15 protein-coding genes are annotated in these 16,749 nt (G+C 42.7%); 7 read left to right on the forward strand and 8 right to left on the reverse strand.

The annotated features are described in order from the left end of the window. Positions 1–525 precede the first annotated feature (525 nt). Both WN50_RS20855 and WN50_RS20860 read left to right on the forward strand, forming a co-directional pair. Positions 526–1,692 carry an RNA-guided endonuclease InsQ/TnpB family protein gene (locus WN50_RS20855; RefSeq protein WP_235441052.1) on the forward strand — a complete coding sequence of 389 codons (1,167 nt, stop codon included), beginning with the start codon at positions 526–528 and terminating at the stop codon, positions 1,690–1,692. Between the two features lie 41 nt (positions 1,693–1,733). Continuing rightward, positions 1,734–2,402, forward strand: coding sequence for a DUF3318 domain-containing protein (locus WN50_RS20860; protein ID WP_046278196.1), 669 nt, complete (start codon positions 1,734–1,736; stop codon positions 2,400–2,402). Between the two features lie 133 nt (positions 2,403–2,535). On the opposite strand, the gene WN50_RS20865 is transcribed toward WN50_RS20860, so the two are convergent. Continuing rightward, positions 2,536–4,185 (reverse strand): mechanosensitive ion channel, encoded by a 1,650-nt coding sequence (locus tag WN50_RS20865; protein ID WP_046278197.1) that lies wholly within the window; start codon positions 4,183–4,185, stop codon positions 2,536–2,538. A gap of 330 nt (positions 4,186–4,515) precedes the next feature. Between WN50_RS20865 and WN50_RS20875 the strand changes: the two genes are divergently transcribed. Further along, the gene (locus WN50_RS20875) at positions 4,516–4,974 is read left to right on the forward strand and encodes an SRPBCC family protein (RefSeq protein ID WP_046278199.1); all 459 of its coding nucleotides are present in this window, start codon (positions 4,516–4,518) and stop codon (positions 4,972–4,974) included. 35 nt (positions 4,975–5,009) lie between these two features. Here WN50_RS20875 and WN50_RS20880 read toward each other — a convergent pair whose 3' ends face one another. The 4 genes from WN50_RS20880 to mutL form a co-directional block, all read right to left on the reverse strand. Continuing rightward, positions 5,010–5,654 carry an alpha/beta hydrolase gene (locus WN50_RS20880; protein ID WP_235441053.1) on the reverse strand — a complete coding sequence of 215 codons (645 nt, stop codon included), beginning with the start codon at positions 5,652–5,654 and terminating at the stop codon, positions 5,010–5,012. Between the two features lie 105 nt (positions 5,655–5,759). After that, complete coding sequence (locus tag WN50_RS20885; RefSeq protein ID WP_046278201.1) at positions 5,760–6,584, reverse strand: SirB1 family protein; 825 nt, start codon at positions 6,582–6,584, stop codon at positions 5,760–5,762. Positions 6,585–6,630: 46 nt separating this feature from the next. Beyond that, the gene (locus tag WN50_RS20890; RefSeq protein WP_072075621.1) at positions 6,631–7,821 is read right to left on the reverse strand and encodes a hypothetical protein; all 1,191 of its coding nucleotides are present in this window, start codon (positions 7,819–7,821) and stop codon (positions 6,631–6,633) included. Positions 7,822–7,866: 45 nt separating this feature from the next. Beyond that, entirely contained in the window at positions 7,867–9,552 is a 1,686-nt protein-coding gene (mutL, locus tag WN50_RS20895; RefSeq protein WP_046278204.1) for a DNA mismatch repair endonuclease MutL, read from the reverse strand. 268 nt (positions 9,553–9,820) lie between these two features. On the opposite strand from mutL, the gene WN50_RS20900 reads away from it, so the two are divergent. Further along, a complete protein-coding gene (locus WN50_RS20900; RefSeq protein WP_046278202.1) occupies positions 9,821–10,231 on the forward strand; it encodes a YbjN domain-containing protein in 411 nt (136 codons plus the stop codon). A 20-nt stretch (positions 10,232–10,251) separates the two neighbouring features. Here WN50_RS20900 and WN50_RS20905 read toward each other — a convergent pair whose 3' ends face one another. The 3 genes from WN50_RS20905 to WN50_RS20915 form a co-directional block, all read right to left on the reverse strand. Then, positions 10,252–10,617: an acyl-CoA thioesterase gene (locus tag WN50_RS20905; protein ID WP_281062897.1), complete on the reverse strand. Its 366-nt coding sequence runs from the start codon at positions 10,615–10,617 to the stop codon at positions 10,252–10,254. A 58-nt stretch (positions 10,618–10,675) separates the two neighbouring features. Then, a complete protein-coding gene (locus WN50_RS20910) occupies positions 10,676–11,893 on the reverse strand; it encodes an RNA-guided endonuclease InsQ/TnpB family protein (protein ID WP_049560575.1) in 1,218 nt (405 codons plus the stop codon). 239 nt (positions 11,894–12,132) lie between these two features. Further along, positions 12,133–12,426, reverse strand: a complete 294-nt coding sequence (locus tag WN50_RS20915; protein ID WP_046280219.1) for a small RNA NsiR4-regulated ssr1528 family protein — start codon at positions 12,424–12,426, stop codon at positions 12,133–12,135. A 428-nt stretch (positions 12,427–12,854) separates the two neighbouring features. On the opposite strand from WN50_RS20915, the gene WN50_RS20920 reads away from it, so the two are divergent. From WN50_RS20920 to recJ, 3 genes are all read left to right on the forward strand, one after another. Beyond that, positions 12,855–13,136, forward strand: coding sequence for a hypothetical protein (locus WN50_RS20920; protein ID WP_046280218.1), 282 nt, complete (start codon positions 12,855–12,857; stop codon positions 13,134–13,136). Positions 13,137–13,342: 206 nt separating this feature from the next. Beyond that, complete coding sequence (locus tag WN50_RS20925) at positions 13,343–14,149, forward strand: PD-(D/E)XK nuclease family protein (protein ID WP_046280217.1); 807 nt, start codon at positions 13,343–13,345, stop codon at positions 14,147–14,149. Positions 14,150–14,187: 38 nt separating this feature from the next. Next, a complete protein-coding gene (gene recJ / locus WN50_RS20930; protein ID WP_046280216.1) occupies positions 14,188–16,602 on the forward strand; it encodes a single-stranded-DNA-specific exonuclease RecJ in 2,415 nt (804 codons plus the stop codon). The last annotated feature ends 147 nt before the right edge of the window (positions 16,603–16,749 follow it).

Below are 16,749 nucleotides of genomic sequence, written 5' to 3' on the forward strand. Positions count from 1 at the left end.
AGAGGGAAGGAATCCTCTAGAGGAGCGGTTCCTCAATTACTTAGCGCTGATGCGCCTTACACGCGACTTTTCACGTCGCACTCTGATGAATTGAGCAGTTCTTATGGCATCATCAAGTCTTGAGTATTGAGACTTGGAACCGTTTAATAACTTTGCTTCTCGTACAATCATGGTATAATTTTACCACACAGCTCCCCGAATAACAATATTAATTGTTCGCTATCCATCCCCATGCCTAAAGGCTGGGGCTTTCCGCTCAACTTCGGTAAAGCCCCCCTCGACCCCTAATTAGCTAGACGTTCTGGCCTCAGAGGTGTGTCATGTCCTGTAGACATCCAAAAGAGTTAGAACTTGATAAATGTTCTAGCTGATTTCAACAAAATCTCGCGATCCTTCACGGGAATAGTCCGGGGTTAGCGGAAGCCCCGTAATTCATTACGGGCACCCGTCGCGACACGAGCGACTTTAGTCGCCTTTGCCCACATTTTTCCGTCGCGTTGATATAATCAAGGGATGGAACAACTATTGACTATAGTTTGCAAAATTCAACCCACCCCTGAACAGGCGAAAAAACTTGACTCAACTTTAGGGGCATTTGCGATGAGCTGCAACTATATCAATACAACCGTCAATCCTAAGATCAAGAACAAGAATCGGATTCAAGCCGAGGTTTACAAAACTGTTAGAGAGCGATTTAAGTTGTCGGCTAACCTCGCTGTTAGGGCTTGTGCTAGAGTGGCATCTAATCGCAAAACCGCCGCTTTAAAGAAACGCCCAGTTAAAGCTTTCAAGCCAACTTCAGCAGACTATGACGCGAAAATCTTTTCTTATCGGGAAAAAGATCAAACGGTTAGTCTGTCTACAGTTGCGGGTCGAGAGCGAGTTCAATTGATTTTAGGGAACTATCAGACAGGGAAGCTGAAAGGAAAAACACCAACATCAGCAACCCTGTCTAAACATAGAGACGGTAAACTGTACATCCATATTCAGATAAAAGATCAGCCTCCGTCTCCCAAAAATACAGACAAATGTTTAGGAGTCGATTTGGGTCGTCGAGATCTTGCTGTTACTTCTGATGGGGTTAACTGGAGCGGCGAAAATATTACAAAGGTCAGAGATAGGTTTTCTAGGGTTAGGGCTTCTGTTCAAAAGAAAGGTACAAAGGGCGCAAAGCGACTCCTGAAACGGCTATCCGGTAGAGAGAAGCGATATCAGACCTGGGTAAACCACAACATAAGTAAACAGATCATTTCTCGTGCTATAGAGACTGAAGCTAGTGTGGCTGTTGAAGATTTGACGGGTATTAGAAATAGAACCAACACTCAACCTAGAAGCCAAATAGAACGTAGACGTTCCAATAGTTGGGCGTTTTATCAGTTAAGAACTTTCCTCGAATACAAAGGAATTAAAGTTGGTGTTGAAGTTGTTGCTATTTCTCCTAGATACACCAGTCAAACTTGCCACAAATGTTTGCACATCCACCCAGAACAAGGAAAGTCCTACCGCAGTGGAAAGAACTTTAAATGTGGTAATTGTGGATGGAAGGGAGATGCAGATCTCAATGGCGCGAAGATGATTTCAATTGTGGGGCAGTCTGTAAGCCTGCCTGTAACGCGCAACCCTCTGTCTTGTTCTCTACTAGACAGTATACACCGGTTAGTGCGAATGCCCCTCGACTTGAGTCGGGGGTAAGCTTACTGTGTTTGTATAACAAATTTTATTGAGCCGAAACTATGACATCGTATGCAACCTCCACAGCCCGAGCCGAGATGAGCGAACTGCGGCGACTCAAAGGCTTATTACCACCTGAGTTACAGAGTTGGGTGACGGTTGAGAAAACCATAGAAGTCAACCCCTTATTAATCCGTAGCGAAGAAATTGGCAAAGATCAAGTTGAAATACAAATAGACTTAGTTCGCTGGGAACAATTGGCAATGGATCAGCGTAACCTGCTATTTTGGCATGAAGTGGCTCGGATTCAAAATGATACGATTCCCCGAGATGGATGGGAAATGGCGGCTTTAGCGATTGGTTTGGGGGGAGCAGTCGGTGAACTTTGGGTTCAAGATGGACTCTTGTTGCTCCTGGCTTTAGCATTGTGTGGGGTTTCAGGTTATCGCCTTTACCAGAAAAATAGTGGCGAGAAAACCTTACAAGAATCGATTGATGCAGATGAAAAAGCGATCGCGATTGCTTCTCGATTTGGTTATACGCTACCCAACGCCTATAAGAGCTTAGGAAGTGCTTTAAAAACGTTAATCGAGCAAACCCCTAAAAAGCGACAACGCGCTCGTTATGAGGCGCGACTCCAGGCGTTGAAACGCAGTGCTGCCAAAGCAAAATCTCGGGTTAAAGGATCTAGCGAACCCTCATCGACTTCAGAAAGTATCTACAACAGTTAAGTTGACTGAAAACCGACTCAAAACTCAAAAGTCGCTGGTTGCTTAAGCTAATTTATCTAAGTTAGAAAACCAGCGACTTCTGAGAGATCAAATCACGGCCCAAGGATTACGAACCTAAAAAGGACGTAAATGCCTATTTCTGTTGAACTTTGGAGAGAGTTTCACGGATTTTTTCAGCCGCGATATCTCGTCCTCCTAAACCAAAGGAAATAGCGACTGCAACCGCAATTGCTCCTAAGAGAAGTCCAAAAGCTAAATTAACAATATCGCTACCAATGCCCATTTGTTGGAGAGCCATCGCACCAACAAAGATAATAATCGCAACACGAGCAGCTTGAGCTAAAAGTTTAGAATTGCCCGTACCCGAACTCAGCACTAAGCGATGAGCTAAGTTAGCAAAATACAAGCCAACGGCAAAGATAACGACACCAATTAAAACCCGACCTGCAATCAGAATAATCTGCTCAAGGATCAACGTCAGCGAGGTCAACTGTAGGATATCGGTTGCTGTGACAATAGCAAACAGCATAATCCCGACAAAGGCAATAATCCCGACAATTTCTGAAGGGGTACGAGTGGTTGATGGGGAAGTCGTATCAACGACTCTGACTTGAGGATCTGTTCCGAGAACAGTTTCCTCATGGGGAGGAGTCGATTGCAAGCCCAGCCAATAGAATAATCTATTAAATCCAAAGCTGGTTAAAACGCTAGTCACCAGATCACTAACAAAGCGTCCAATCACATAGGCAACCGCCAAAATTACGGCTGCTGCAAACAATTGAGGAATAATATTCAGAATGCGACTGAGCATTTCAATCGCCGGAACTGAAATGGCTTCAATTTTCAGGGAATTGAGAGCCGCAATCGCAATGGGAATCAAAATCAGAACGTAAACAACCGTTCCGATAATCGAGGATAAACTCTGACCATTCGCGGCGTCGCCCAAACCAAAACGTCTGCCTAAGCGATCGGTACCGACTGCAATCAGCAAATTGGTAACAATACGACGCACAATTTGAGCAATCACCCATCCTGCTGCCGCAATCAGAATAGCAGCTAAGATGTTGGGCAGGATGAACAGCACCTGATTGAGCATTTGCTGCACAGGCGCTAATAATCCCTGTAAACTCAGAGTGTCAAGAACCGGCAGTAAGAACAGCAGGAAAATAAACCAATAGATAGCATTTCCAAAGGTTTCACTCAGAGAAAAGTCAGCTTGAGTTGTGCCATCATTGACCTGCTGGTTTAGGCGTTCATCGACTCTAAACCCATTTAAGATTCGCACCGTCACCGCTTTACACACGGTTGCAACGACCCAAGCAATTCCCAATAAAATTAGAGCCGCTAGAATTCTCGGGAAGAAGATCGTGATCTCATTGAGTAAAGTCGTCAGAGGGGTAGATGCAGCAGTCAGTTGCAGTCTTTCGAGAAAACCAATAATCGCAAATAGGAAGATGATCCAAAATACTGCTGTTCCCACCCAGTTTTCAACCGGAATGTTCTCCCCACCATCCGAACGCCCTGTTACCCAGGAGGCAATTTTGTTGTCGAAATCGGTTTTCTTTAACAGACTCTTGACCAAAGACTGGGCAAATAGGGCGATCAGATAGCCCACCAGCAGGATCAATAGGGATATTCCGATATCAATGAGGTTGATTGAACCCAAGGTGTAGTTCCCCAGATTAAAGGGGTTAGCTGTCGCATCCTGAGCCAATGTCAGATGAGAAAGAGTGGGTATGGTTGTCCCGAAGACTGATATCATTTCGTGCCAAGTTCCATTCATGGTTCTTTGAGATAATCTTGAAGTCTAGAATTGTGAAAGGGAAAGTGATCCCTTCACATCTGGCTTTGGACAGAAATGTTGAGGATTGTTGGCTCTTTTATCTGAGATGTTTAAGGTGGAGGGGGATGATTCAAACCCCCGAGCCAAAGTTGCCATCTCAACTTCAGCAACTCAAATCCCTCAGAATTGGGAAAAATCCTCACATTCTTTGAAAAATCAGGATTTCAGAGGCGAATCCATCGCTTTCTGTTGTCCTTTTCTACGCCTCATCGGTGTAACGGTTTATAATCCGTTATATGAGTCATAATCTGCCTATAGCTTGCAGGGTAAATGCAATCTCGTCAAGTCTTTGAACAATCAATTAAAATTTCGGCCAGCGCCACGACGGTTGAACGCTGCATCATTGATCGCGATTTGATGCACCGTTGGCTTAATCCTGCTCTGCGCTGTGATTCAGTTGAAGCTTGGAATACCGATGTCGGCGGCAAATTTCGCTTTTTTCTCAAAATTCCCCTATTGGAACCCACCCTAGAGGCTGTGGTGATCGAGCGGGAACCGGGGACTATCGTCTGGGGATTTAACGGATTTTTTCGGGGAAGCGATCGCTGGGAATGTCAGCCTCAATTTGAGGGGACTTTGTTAGTCAATCGTTTTGAATTCCAGATTCCTAACCCTCTAGTGGCGTTTGGGTTTAATCAATTTGCGGCTCACTGGACAAAAGCAGATATGCAAGCCCAACTCCGCCGTCTCAAACGAGTGGCGGAAGAACAATATCGGGGCTTGCAATAGGCTACAAAATCGATGAAAAGGCTGAACAGTTGTTATTACTTACAGAGTAATTCTTGAACTTCTGGTTGCGCTCTGAGAAATGCGATTGCTTGTTCTCCCAGACCTGCCATATCATTGTAAAGCCCGATGAGATCTTCCACATCAACGGTGATCACCTCTAGTCCTTGGTAGCTGACTATCGCTTCGACTAAGGTGATCTTGCCATCTCTGGCTGCTGTTTTCAACCCATTAACCAAACCATCGACAATATTACTAATCTCGCTATCGGGAGCAATAAACAGATTTAACGCTCCCACCATCAATCGACCATAGCTAGAACCCAACAAGCTGTCTACAATACCCGGGGGTACGTTTACCCCATAATTGAGGGCAGCCTGAAAGTTTTTGATTTGTTCTGGAGTCAATTCAGCTAGGACAAACAGCGATCGCAATTGGTTGGACTGTTCGCCTGTTTTTGCAAAGGTTTGTAACTCTGTAAAGGATAAGGGAAGATTCGCCGCCCCGTATCTGAGTTGAAATTCTTCCACAGCCGGAGCAGATTGTGTAAAGATTGCTAAACTAGCCAGAATGCCGAGTAGCAATGCTAATCCCCAACTGATAAACTTGGAAATTCCTCGATTGAAAAATTTATTGGGACTGTTAATTCCCGCAAACTGCCACCCAAATTTAAAATTCATCATTCCTTCCTCACAAATTTTTTGACCTTGTAATAGTCGTCTTGATCATACCCTTAATCTGTCTCCTCAAACTTTGTTAAAGTTCCCCAAATCTTAATTTTTTATCGGTCATCTGTTGGAATTCATCCGAGCCAACAGTTGTCGGATAATCACCGCATCTTGAGCCTGGGGCTGATTTTTTAAATAGTTTTCTAAATCTTGACGAGCTTCTGTCCAACGTTCAAGCTGATAGTACAGAATCCCTCGATCCCGACGTTCATTCGGCGCCTCGGGAAAGAGCAGCAAAATCCTTTCTATTGCAGCAACCGCCTTGACAATCTCTCCGGCATTCATATAAATTACTTTGAGATTTGTTAAGATTCTCGCTAAGATTTGTCTAGGGTTCACCGGGTCGAGAAATTGGGGACGCAGTTTCACCTGTTGACCATAGACTTCTGCTAATTTAGCCTGACAATCTTCGGCAAATAAAATCTCTCCCTGGTTGAAAACATCGACATAAATTCCCGATCCTGAAAAATCAGGGCGAACGACAAAATGTCCCGGCATTCCAATCCCAACCATCGGAAAATTAATGCGTTTGGCAATTTCTAAATAGACGACAGATAAAGTAATCGGAATTCCAGTCCGTCGCTCAATCACTTGATTTAAAAAGCTATTATTGGGATCGTAATAATTCGTTGTATTTCCGACAAATCCTAAATCCTCAAACAAATATTGATTTAATGTTTTAATCACCCGCAAAGGATATCGCGGTTCATCGAGTCTTTCTAATACCTCCGCCGCCATTTCATCAAGAGCATTGAGATATTCTTCAACGTCTAGATCCCGAAACTCTTCTTGAGCCATATAGAGAGCCGCTTTCGCCAGATCGATCTGTTCATCTGGCTGATGGGTTTCTTGAGAAAATCTTTGTCTGGCTTGTGAAAAATTCATATTTTTGATAGAGGAAATTAACTTTTTATTCCTCATTATACCGCCTTTATCCTTTTAGGTCATCTAACGAATAACTGATCGGGTCGGAGAAATCAAGAGATTCAATGATTTTCGATTCTATTTGCTCAATTGCCGTCATTATTCCCGTTTCGGGATTGTCTAAAATTGAAGCTTTTACCTCCTCTAAATATTCAAGAATTGTCGCTCGTAAAATGGGCTTCTCAATATTCGCTGTGTGGTAAGTATCCCAAATATCCCAGAGTAAAATTCCGACTCCCACTGTACAATCTAATAATCCGGCTGCCATTTTTCCGGTTAAACTTGCTCCCGTTTTTAAGGCAATTTTTGCACCTGCTTTTCCGGCGAAATTGGCTGCAACTTTACTCCCGACTTTCAACACCAAAGGCGCAACTAACGGTTTGACTGCTAAATAAGCACTTCCTCCGACTAAAACTTTGAGAGACAAGGTAGAAACTTCCCCCTCTGTATCAAAAATGCTCAGGGCAATATCACTCAAATAACGATTCCAATCAGCTTGTGGAATTTGATAGGATAAAGGGATTTGATTGAGATTTCCCGATAACTCCTGCAAATACTGTTTAACGGTTTGTTGAGTCAGTCGTTCAAGCTGAAGTTGAGCAATTTGAGGACGAAGAACTCGCTTGGCAAATTCTTCTTGAAAATCTCGGGTAATCACTTCAGCAACTTTCTCTGATGGACTCGGTAACTCAGGATTAACTAAATTCGCCACACCTGAACTTAATTGCACAAAAACGCTTTTAAATTCAATCTGTTTTTGATTAAAATAACCAAAGTACCAGTCTATAAAATTATCATCCACTCGGCCGATCAAGTCATCTATCCAAAGATCGAGTTTTTCAGAAGCAAACTGTTCAGCTTGTTCGTGAGCGGTTGTTAAAGCTTGAGCGACGACTTCATCAACTTTCTGCCAATTAATACTTGGCTGAACAACAATCGTTTGAGGAGGCTGAGAGTTGCTGTTGACTGAAGCAGAATCAAACGCTTGATTAATAAAAAGTTGACCAACTAAAGGAACAATAACGACAAAAATGACTATCGCCCAAATCAAAGGAGAAATCGAACGAATCACCTGAACCCAAGCTAAAATTCGAGCGGTTTTTTCCGTGTAACTTCCCTGAACAGAAGGAGACTGAGAAGCTTTGGATGAGTCCTCAGAAGAACTCGGAACTGGGGGATACTGTGGCTGAGAATTCACAGAAATATCCTCAATGAATTTATAGTTAAATTTTACCAAACCTTGTTAAATTCCATGACTTTTTCCAATCACCCAATGACGGCGAAAAAATCGCGATAAGGAAGATTCATCTAGACGCAAAAAAATCGGTCGTCCGTGGGGACAAGTCCGAGGGTTGCGAGTTCTTACCCATTGTTCAAGTAAAGTTTGCATTTCCCGTAAACTCAATGGTGTACCATTGCGAATAGCACTCCGACAAGCGGTTGCGACTTGGGCTGCTTGCAAGTCTTTCCCCAAACTCAGTTCTATTAACGCTTCGCGACAGTCCTCTCGTTGTGCTAACATTTCGGGGATGGTACGCACGGCTGACAACTCCAACCCAAAGGGATCAACTTGTAAACCGAGATGCTGTAATTGTTCGATCTGAGGGGGTGAAAGGTGTTGTAGCAGGATAGGGGGTTCAACGTTGATCAGTTTCCACGCCTGGCAGAGTTGTTCATACAAGACTCGTTCATGGGCAATATGTTGTTCAACCAACCATAAACCATTGGGGTGTTCTGCCACAATATAGGTATGATGAACTTGGGCGATCGCTTGCAGTTCTATTAAGCTAAATTCTTCAGAAGTTGTTTGCTCTTTTGCAGGTTGAATAGAAGGACGAATTTGATAACGTCCTTTTTCTTCAGAGACTTTCAGTAATTGATCAACACGATGCAATTTAGCGGATGCTGTTTCCGGGTTCAAACGCAATGTATGATCAATACAAGCCTGAATTTGTTCTTGCCAATAATTCAAATGATGCAAATAAACTTCTTCTTTAGCTGGATGGCGGTTCCAGTCGATGTAAGACGCATCTATTTGTAGATGAATAAAACACACCGGAAAGCGATCGCGTGGCACAGTACGACTAAAAGCAGATAAAATCGTTTGTTCAAGTTCAGGCGATCGCACCATTCGACCATTCAGGGCAATTTTAACCCAGTCGGGGCGATGACGATGACAGCGATCGGGTAAACCCAAAACCCCTTGAATTGAAGAAATTGACGTTGTATCGCCGTCAGGGCTAGCCAGTTGAACCTCAAGAGGTTGTAAGTCATCGATACGCACACCCCGGACAATTTGAGGCAAAATAGAATTAGCCCCGACACCGGAACTAATTTGTAACCCAGAAGTCGAACCTTGGCGTACCTGCCAGTTGACGTGAGGATGACAGAGGGCAATTTGACCGACGATCTGATGAATGCTTCGCAGTTGTTGGGCGGCTGAGGGTAAGGCTTGACGGCGGCCAAGCCAGTTGTCAAATAGGTCCGAAACGGTGACAATGGTTCCCGGTGCGATCGCCACCGCTTCCGGTTCGAGGGGTTCTCCTTGGCGGTTGTAGACGACTCGCCATCCCATCTCCCCCACTGGGCGGCTGAGAATTTCCAGTTGGGCTAACTGGGCTAAACTGTGGAGGGCTTCTCCGCGAAATCCTAAACTGGTAATATTGGAGAGATCGGCAATGGTGCGAATTTTGCTGGTACTGTGGGCGGTGGCGGCTTGTTTGAGGTTCGTCAGATCCATGCCGATGCCGTTATCTGCCACTTGCACGCGCCATTGGTCTGGCCAAACGGAAATCGTGATGCGAGTCGCCCCGGCATCTAGGGCATTTTCCACCAATTCTCGCACAACGGCCCCCAGAGAGTCAATGACTTCTCCTGCGGCGATTAAATAGATGATATCTTCAGGTAAGGGTTGAATTTGAGATGCCATATTGTACCGAGAATGAGCCAAGCTTTTTCTACCGATTGAGTCCATTGTTTGATCATAACTTTTGAGTTTCAAGGATTCGTGACAAAGAGACTCAAATCGACTGGTGTTTTGAGTGCGAGTTGGATTTCAAGACATCAGACCTCTTGGGTGTGGAGATGAATTTAGGGTGTGATTTCCCTGTTTTTTTGAGAATTTTTTTCGGAAGATAGGTTGGATGAAAATCCGATTATGATAGAATAGTGTAGGGCAATGTGAAAGGTTGAGAACGATGAGTGATCTAGATTTGAATGAGGCGACTTCTCATCCGTTAGCGAAGTATCGCAACCACCTCGAATTTAACGGCTATCGAGTAGAGGAAATAGAAGATAGGCTCTACTGTCGTCATTCTCGCAAGTCTAACTTGATTTTAAATCCCATTTCGGATCGGGGAGTTTTGGTTAGCATTGTTTATTCTTTTGAACCAGATTTGGATCGGTTAGACCTTTTAGAATATGTGAATGAGTTAAATCTGTATTTTACTTTTCTGAAAGCTTATCTAGATGAAGACGATGATCTGATTTTAGAGACATTTTTTGAAGGAGAATACGACCGGACTAATTTTTCGATTATGCTCGATAATATTGAGTATGATACGGATGTTTTGTTAGACAATGAATTAACCCAAGACTATTTACAATAAGTTGGCAATTATAGAGGCTTTTAAATCGATAGCATTTTGATTTTTTCCAAAGCCTCTTGTAATCTAGGAGGAAGGCGACGCATAATTTTACCTGTTTCTCGACTCAGAGGAACCAAAGTCACTTGTCCGCTAACATAATTTTGTTGACTATCTTCGGAGACAATTTGGTATTCCCAAATCATCCGCAGGCCTTTTGTCGGGACGAGTCGTCCTTTGATCAAAATCGTCATCCCCATTGTCACCGATTGATGATAGCGCAACATCAACTCGACGACGGGAAGATCGCAACCCTCGGCCACTAAGTCGCTATATTCAACGCCAAGCCAGCGTAAACTCTCCACCCGCAACTCTTCCATCCAACTCAGATAAGTCCCATGCCAAACAATACCCGCTTGACATCCTCCACCTCCAAATCACGCAGATTATGGAGGTGGATTCCCATCATCACTGACGGGGTTTCCTGGCTCTACGAGCAACCTTACTTTTTGGGATTTCTCCCTCTAAGCAGTGGATCATCTCATCCCCAGGCGTTACTTTCCGAGTGCCCCTCGGTAGTTGTGCTAACCCTTGCAATGCTTTCATCAAAATATTAATGGCGGCGTTCGTATCCCGGTCATCTAAATAACCGCAATGTGGGCATTTATGTGTGCGAGTGGACAAAGTTTTCTTAACTTCTTGTCCGCAATTGGAACAGTTTTGAGATGTGTAATGAGGTGCAACAGCAATCACTGGCACATCAAACACTTTTCCGAAATATTCCAACCACTGTCTAAACAATGTCCAACTAGCATCAGATATTGATTTAGCTAGATGATGGTTCTTAACCATGTTTCGCACTTTTAGGTCTTCAATGGCTACCAAATCTGCCGACAGGATAAGCGCCCAAGCAGTTTTTACCGCAAAGTCTTTACGCCGCCTTGATACCTTGAGGTGCGTTCTACCCAACTTTTTAATGGCTTTAAGTCGATTTTTTGACCCTTTAGTTCTACGAGAAACACGTTTTTGTGCGCGTTTTAAAGACTTCTCGGCTTTCCTCAAAAACCTTGGGTTTTCTACTTTGTTACCATCAGAGTCAGTGTAGAAATGATTTAAACCAACATCTATTCCTACCATCCGATTAGTGGGTTTATGTTGTTCATTTCGCTCTTGGTCGATGGAAAACTGAACATAATATCCATCGGCTCGACGCACAACACTCACTCGTTTAATCTGCTTTTTCTGGTAAAAATGTAAATCGCGAGTTCCCCACATCTTAAAGGTTCCAGCTTTGAAACCATCCCTAAATGTAATGGTTAATCGATCATCCGATAACACCCATCCATCAACTTTGTACTCGACTGAGCCATGAGTTTGATGCTTCTTAAACTTAGGAAAACCTTTCTTACCCGGAACCTTTTTCTTGCAATTATCAAAGAATCTAGCAATAGCACTCCAAGCTCTTTCTGCACTAGCTTGACAGGCTTGCGCTGAAAGTTTTTTGCACCATTCAAATTGTTCTCTGAGTATTTTGCAGTATTTATTGAGGTCATATCTATTGACCCCTTTGTTCTCCATCCAGTACCTCAGGCAACTATTGCGAACAAAAAGGGCGGTACGAATCATCTCATCCAAGATGACGTACTGCTCGTTTGTTCCTCGTAATTTGGCCTCAAATACCAACATGGCTGTTTTGACTCTATGTCATTAAGTTTAACAATTGATACGGAGATTGTAAAAAGCGGACAGGTCGAATGCCTCGCTTTTTACCTGGGGTGTCCATGTACCTACCCCCAAATCAAAGATTATGGAGGCAGTGCTATAGCCCCCCAGTCCCCCCGTTAAGATAGAGAATGAGTCTGAGATTGAGAATTTTTTGGGCGCACTCGGTTTGCGCCCTCAATTATTTCAGACTGTTTCTGTTGCTATTTCCCGCCATAATAAAACGCAATTTCTTTGGGTTTGAGCGGTTCAAACTTCGCATCAGCTAACATTTGATTGAGTTCTTCTTGGGGAATATGTTTCGCACCGATGCGGACAATACGCGATCGCATTGAATTCGATACACCACTGCGCTGTCGTCCAGCTTCTAAAGCCATCACTTTATTGTAGAGATCTAATTTATCTTGAGGAATGGGAGTTCCGTCTAAATCAATTCCCTCTGCGATCGCTTGATCGACTGCATCTGCGCCTTGGGTACTTGGAGTATCTGATTTCATTTTTATGAGACCTATTCAAGAAAACTCAAGCTTGAGTCCGAATTTTACCAACTTTATTTTATCAGACAAGCTCCCCAGTCAGATTAAAAGCCCACCTTGGGGGTGAGCTACGTGGAATATTACGCTCGGTATTGCTAGATTGTTTCTATACTAGCAGTCGAGTTTACTGATCGTTCGTATAGACATATACTGAGTCGTATTTTTTGGCTCTTTCGTTTAATTTTGATTCAAGTTCTTGATTGCCCCGTCTCGAATGAATAACGTAATGTTAATTAAATCCATCAAAAGAAATAAGTCATTATCCCTACTTTTCATCAAAAGAAATAAAAACTTAAATCTCTCAAAAAATTAAGTCAATTCTCAGGTTAACTTAAGGTTAATGTATGATGATGTAAGTAAAAGAAGTTAATCCTTTGAGGAAAAACACCATGAGAAAGTTAATCGGTTGTATTACATTGGCTTTTGTGGGATTGAACCTAAGTTTACCCGCCCAAGCTGTTCGAGTCACCCAACAAGACATCGTCTGTTATTTTAAGTACAAAAATGGTGATAATGCTTGGGTACTCGATAGCGCAGGAGCAACAACACTTGCAGGTGCTAGACGCTTTACTAGACAGATTCTTCAACGAGAGCAACGTTTAGCGGATGAAGCGGGAGAAGAACTGCAAGTGGTGTATACGGGCTGTCGTGATCCCTATGGTCACAATTAACTACGACGATAAAAATATCATTGAGTGACGAATAAATTCTAGTTCAAACAGAGTCTAATAGAATGATGTCGTCACTAGCTGTAAGTTTTTGCTGAAAAAAATTCACTTCAATTTGGCGATCGCTTCACAAATGACACCCCAAAGATTACAATTGACACAAGGTAAAAATCATATCTAATGAAAAAAGCTAAAATTTAGGATGGAACATGAAACTCTCGCAGCAACAACTCAATACATTATCCACTTGTCCGCGTCGGTTTCAATACACCTACTTAGAGCAACTGATTTCCCCGCTTTCCCCCGAACAAGAAGAAAGACTTGCATGGGGAAACCGCTTTCACCTGTTAATGCAGCAGCGAGAATTAGGCTTACCCATAGAAAGTTTAGTAGCTGAAGATCCCTCACTCGGTGACAATTTAACTGCATTAATTCAAGCCGCCCCTGAGATTTTTAATTCTAATTTTAATTTTAATCCTGACGTTCAAACTTTTCGAGAAGCGGAACATCAACGCATTCTCAACTTTCAAGATCATCTGCTGATCGGGGTTTATGATCTATTAATCGCCGACAATAAAACCGCTCTAATTATTGATTGGAAAACCTATCCTCGTCCTCAAAATTATGGTCATCTGATCAAAAATTGGCAAACGAGGCTTTATCCTTATCTTTTAGTGGAAACGAGCGATTATTTACCCGAACAAGTTTCGATGACCTATTGGTTTGTCAAAGGAAACGAAAATTCAGAGCCGGAATTTATCAAATTCTCCTACAATAGTCAACAGCATCAACAAACCCAACAGGATCTCACCCAACTGATCACCCAACTTGATTATAATCTCCAACGCTACGAACAAGCAGAACCCTTTCCTCAAGTTAACCTTTCAAAAGGAGAGTGTAAATCTTGTTCTTTTGCCTTGCGTTGTCAGCGAATTCAGGAAACGGATGATCATTTTTGGGAATTCAACGTTAACAAACTGCCAAATCTCGCTAAAATAGAAGAAATTCCCATCTAAATCTCAAAGATATTTTCTCTCCAAAATCTTAAATTCAAATGTGGCAAATTCAGCCGACTGTTGAGATTCCCGACTGGATAATTCCTGCAATTCGTCATCATGCCCCCCAGGTTGATGGACGTTTTGCCGCCCAGTTACTCCTGTCTCGTGGTATTCAAACTCCTGAACAATTAGCAGTATTTCTCGATGCAAACCTCTACAAACCTGCAAATCCTTTTGAGTTTGGGCAAGAGATGAAATGGGCAGTAAATCGATTAGTGATTGCCCGGAACTGCGATGAAGCGATCGCGATTTGGGGAGATTTTGATGCGGATGGAATTACTGCAACATCTGTATTATGGGATGGATTAGGTCAGTTTTTTAACCAAATTGGAAGCATAGCAGAAACAACAGAAGACGCATCAGCCTATTTATGTTACTACATTCCCAATCGTTTAACGGACTCTCACGGCCTGAATATTACCGGGATTGAAACATTAGCCCAACGGGGTGTAAAAGTGATTGTGACTTGCGATACAGGCAGTACCAATATTACTGAAATTAAATACGCCAAACAGTTAGGAATTGATGTGATTGTCACCGATCATCATACCTTGCCGCCGACACGTCCGCCTGTTGTTTCGATTATTAATCCCCGCAATTTGCCCCCGCAGCATCCGATGTATCATCTCTCTGGGGTAGCGGTGGCTTATAAATTAGTCGAAGCCCTCTACAAAACTTTACCAGATATTCCCGAACGTCCCCTAGAAGATTTGTTAGATTTAGTGGCAATTGGGTTAATTGCGGATTTAGTTCAGCTTACCGGAGATTGTCGTTATCTCGCCCAACGGGGAATCGAAAAACTCAAACAACAACAAACAACTTCGACTCGTCCGGGTGTGGCAAAATTATTGAATTTGTGTAAACGGACAGGCGATCGTCCGACGGATATTTCCTTTGGTTTAGGCCCTCGAATTAACGCGGTGAGTCGCATTCAAGGAGACGCGAGTTTTTGTGTGGAATTACTCACCAGTCGAGATGAAAAACGCTGTGATCAATTGGCTTTAGAAACGGAATTAGCCAATACTCGCCGCAAGTCACTGCAACGAGAAGTGACAAAAGATGTAACGAAAAAACTCAGTCAATTAGACTTATCAACCACTTGTGTGATTGTGTTAACTGATCCTCAATGGCCGATTGGAGTTTTGGGGTTAGTCGCGGGTCAAGTGGCGCAAGAATATGGACGACCGACTATTTTATTAAGTACGGATATTGAAGGAAAAGAAGACAACAATCAACCCTTAGCCAGAGGTTCGGCGCGATCCGTTAATCAAATAGATTTGTATGAATTAGTCCGAGGTCAGGCGCATTTATTACATCGGTTTGGCGGTCATCCGTTTGCGGCTGGGTTAAGTATACCTGTGGAAAATATTCCGATGTTTACAGAGGCGATTAACCGTCAACTGCGAGAACAAATTGAACAGATTCCCGGTGGGGGATTAGAACCAATTATCCAAATCGATTTAGTTTGTACAGTGTCGGAATTGGGAGTCGATTTATTTCAAGAGTTGAAACTATTAGAACCTTGTGGAATGGGAAATCCTGTTCCTCATATTTTAATAGAAAATTGTTGGTTTAACAATCCCTGGCATCAAAATGAAAAAGATTTTAAAGGTCAGAAGATTTCTTATATTAAAACCACCTTTGAACTGTGGGATGAATCTGTAGAAATAGGATTTCCCGGTGTTTGGTGGGGTCACTACAAAGATGAAGTTCCCCCAGGGCGATGTGATGCGGTGGTTGAACTCGATTATAATATGTTTAAAAAACGTTATGAGGTGCGTTTATTAGAGGTTCGTCCCGTTGAAAATGCAAATTTAAAGCCTGTTTCTCGGAGAATTGATTATATTATTGACTGGCGAAATGGCAATCAAAATCTCTGGGAAGCGGAAGTTTTTGAGGATAGAAAACCTTTAATCATAGAAGATTGTCCGACGAGTTGGGATGATTTGCGGGTGTGCTTTAGGCGTTTAGTTCATCCTCAACATCAGTTAATTTTGGCTTATCAGACTGAACCTGCTATTTCACCGATGGAAATTTGGGAAAAACTAATCGGAATTGCCAAATATTTAAGTAGAACCGGAGAATCAGTCACCCGAAAAAAATTGCATAAAATGTTAACCATTGGTGATCCAACGTTGATGTGGGGTTTTGAGAGTTTAAGACAATTAGGATTTAAAATCGAACATCATAATCGCGAATTTTATATGAGTCAAATGGAAAGTCAAGAAACAACTGAAGCGGAAAAATTAGCAAAATTCTCAGATTTTATTGATAAATTTTTTGCGGCTATTCAAGAAGAAAGATTTCGCCGCCAGTATTTCTGTGAAGTTCCTCTGTCCACCATTCAAGCGATCGCTCATCAAACCCTCACTCATGCTATCTCAGAGGAAGCTTCACTTGCAGACTGGTGATCGATGTAATATCAGTAATTTTACCGAAAATTATGCAATTTTTGTTTCTGAGGAAAGGGATGACTCATTCCCCAGCCAAAAAATAAATGACCGTAGGGGCGGGGTCTGCCAATATCTTTACTACTACTTCGAGATTGAGATAAACCC

It is taken from the genome of Limnoraphis robusta CS-951 (assembly GCF_000972705.2).